This window comes from Carboxylicivirga caseinilyticus (assembly GCF_050589785.1).
GTDB classification, from domain to species: domain Bacteria; phylum Bacteroidota; class Bacteroidia; order Bacteroidales; family Marinilabiliaceae; genus Carboxylicivirga; species Carboxylicivirga caseinilyticus.
Map to the genome: position 1 here is coordinate 1 of NZ_JBNGOX010000084.1, position 3,120 is coordinate 3,120.

A 3,120-nucleotide genomic window follows, 5' to 3' on the forward strand; every position below is an offset into this window, starting at 1 on the left:
TAGTTTCAATTTGTAATAAAATATCATTTTATGTCACCCCTAAATCCCCTGAAGGGGACTTAAGCCTCCCTTTTAGGGGAGGTTTGGTGGGGTATTATGAAAGTAAAGTTACAATTTGAAAGATTCCTTATTTGCAGAATCACTTTTTGGACACCCTCATTCTTTTTATCAAATGTTCGTTTAATTTTTATAGTCAGTAAAAAAGTAAATCGTAAAACCAATTCGGAGTAACAAATCTTCTGACCACTGACTACTATCTAACGATCTAATATTACACTATGAAAATCTGTATTCTTGGAGCAGGAAAAATGGGTACCTGGTTAACCGATGCCCTTTGTCTCGATCACGAAGTAGCTATTTTTGACCGTGATATGAGCAAGCTTCGCTATGTATTTAATACACAAAGGCTCACTAAATTTGAGGAGATCACCGAGTTTGCTCCTGAGATTCTGATTAATGCCGTAACACTAAAATATACTTTACCTGCTTTTGAAGAAGTATTGCCTTTTGTACCCAAAAATTGCATACTATCAGATATTTCATCAGTAAAAACAGGCTTACAGGAATTTTACGAAAAAAGTGGTTACCGCTATGTTTCCACTCACCCAATGTTTGGTCCTACTTTTGCCAACCTGAAGGATTTAGGCATGCATCATGCGATCATCATTACTCAAGGCGATCATTTGGGCAAAACCTTCTTTAAAGACTTCTTCAGCTCACTGAATCTGAACATTCATGAATATAGTTTCGATGGACATGACGAAACCATTGCTTACTCACTGTCCATTCCGTTTGCTTCTTCGCTGGTATTCGGTGCCTGCATGAAACATCAGAAAGCTCCCGGAACAACTTTCAGCAAGCACATGAATATTGCCAAAGGCTTGATGTCGGAAGAAGACTACCTGCTGACTGAAATTCTTTTTAATCCATACACCTATCAACAGGTTGAGAATATTCGCTATCAGTTAAAACATCTTTTGGGATTAATTGAAAAGAAAGATACAGAAGGGTTACAGGATTTTCTGAACATGGTACGTAAGAATATTGAATAACACACACAACTGGCCTTACCTTTCAAACTTAAAACCCGATTTGCGAAACATCAATTCGGGTTCATATACTTTTTGCTTAAAATATCCCATTGCTATCTAGAGGTGTCAGAATAAGTTCTCAAAGTAAAGAAATGCTATCTCAGGGTTACAAAATAACCCCTTCAATCATCAGAATAAGGCCTCGAAGTAAAGAAATGCTATCTTAAGATGACAAAATAAGCCCTCTAATCGATAAAATGCTATCTCAACATAGCAAAATAAGTACTTTATCCTTCTAAAAAACATCTGCTTCTCTCCTAATGACATATGTGTTGATAACTTAGACTCGTTGCAGTGAATAACTCTTTGCGTTTTACTCAACGGGTTAAATTATAATTCTCTGAGCGCGGCATGGAATGCCCAACAAGAAAAGTCGTTTTTGGGCGAAGTGCCCATTTTATATTTTCTAAAGTCAGAATCAATGGTATGCAACCAGTGGCAGGTATAGCTAAGCAATCATTCAGCAAATTTTATTTAACCACAAATTACGCTGATTTCACGAATCTGATTTTTATGGTATGCATAATAGCTAAAAGCTGATAAAAGATACGTAGAAGAATGACTGTAGTAATCGTAAGCTTTAACTCACAGTTGGCAGTTAAGCTGCACATCTGGCGCACACAAAAAGCAGTATTACCTCATAACCCTATTGCCACGGTTTGATATCCTACTCATCTCTCCCATTCAACAGAAACATTGTGATGAGAAACGCTCATACTCTTCCATTTACTCAAAAACGAAAGCAAAAAAGTAGATTTAAATGCACACTTTATGAAGCTGATCTAACGATACAACTTTTCGTAAATTTGTTTATAATATCACTATAAAACAGTAACAAACTATGTATTTTGTTTATTGCCACTCAGCTCACATCTGACAAAAAAACCTCATTTTCATCTATTATCAAACTGATATTTAGATATTTTACATCACTTCATAAACAATAATTATTTTGATATATAGAATATAATTACTAATATTAATTCATAATTATATTTTTTAACCATTAGCTAACTAAATATAACTATGAAAGAAATACAGTTAAATAAAATGGAAATGTTTAGTACTGTATTATCCTATTTGAATAATGCTAGTCCTAAATGGAGTACTATTCCGAGAATTGGTACTGTAAAAAATGAGTTTGAAGCACTGCTTGTTTCAATCAACCAAAAAAGCAAAGATCAAGACAAGGCTAAAACCTACCTGGGGATGGAAAAATATCAGCTGAAACGCCTTATAGCCGAAAAAGCGGATATTCTTAATGATCAGGTGGAGGCTTTTGCTCTGTTGGAAGACAAACAAGATCTGGCTGCACGTATGAATCAATCAAAATCGGATTTGTATAAATTAAAAAACATAGCCTTTATTGATAAGGTAAGTGAAATTTTAGAGGAAACAGCGAATCATATAGAACTTTTAAGTACCGATTTTGGTGTAACAACAGAGCAGGTAAGTGATTTAGACGGAGACCTGGATAATTTTAAGGGATTAAACGGATTACCCCGCAAATACCAGATTGATTCGGTGATAGCCACCAAAGATCTGGAAGATTTATTTGCTGAGGCCAGTGCCCTGCTTAACGACAAACTGGATAAACTGATGAAGATATTTAAACATCGCGATGCCAGTTTTTACAATGGTTATCTGGCCGCCCGAACAATCGTAAACAACTAATTTTTTTTACATAGTTGCAATTAATATGCTTTTTAAGCTGTCGGGACTTAGAAAGCATATTTTTTGGTTTTTGGTTGGCCAATGAATTGATAATAATGTTAAATGAAAATTTTAAAAAATGAATGACTAACTTAAGAGCACAAAGGCAACCATGAAAATAAACATAATATCATATCCGCTTTACAACCCTATACGGCATGTATAGCGGAATAAAAACATGGATAAATTAAAAATAACAGTAATACTCCGTTTATTGGAGAGTTGTACACAATGCTGCGCATAGCACAGATAACCAATATGATAACACATGATTGTAAATCTTAAATGTGGAGAGTGTAAGCTGGTTTTTCCAGCA

The 3,120-nt window shown here is 34.8% G+C and carries 2 protein-coding genes; both read left to right on the forward strand.

The genetic code is table 11. The features are described from left to right. The first annotated feature begins 278 nt into the window (after window positions 1–278). The gene (locus ACRD62_RS22225; protein WP_321408901.1) at window positions 279–1,052 is read left to right on the forward strand and encodes a prephenate dehydrogenase/arogenate dehydrogenase family protein; all 774 of its coding nucleotides are present in this window, start codon (window positions 279–281) and stop codon (window positions 1,050–1,052) included. A gap of 1,065 nt (window positions 1,053–2,117) precedes the next feature. Beyond that, a complete protein-coding gene (locus ACRD62_RS22230; RefSeq protein ID WP_430822281.1) occupies window positions 2,118–2,765 on the forward strand; it encodes a hypothetical protein in 648 nt (215 codons plus the stop codon). Window positions 2,766–3,120 lie beyond the last annotated feature (355 nt).

Coding starts and splice junctions, on each gene's coding strand:
- ACRD62_RS22225 (WP_321408901.1), top strand. CDS start 279: ATGAAAATCTGTATTCTTGGAGCAGGAAAAATGGGTACCTGGTTAACC.
- ACRD62_RS22230 (WP_430822281.1), top strand. CDS start 2,118: ATGAAAGAAATACAGTTAAATAAAATGGAAATGTTTAGTACTGTATTA.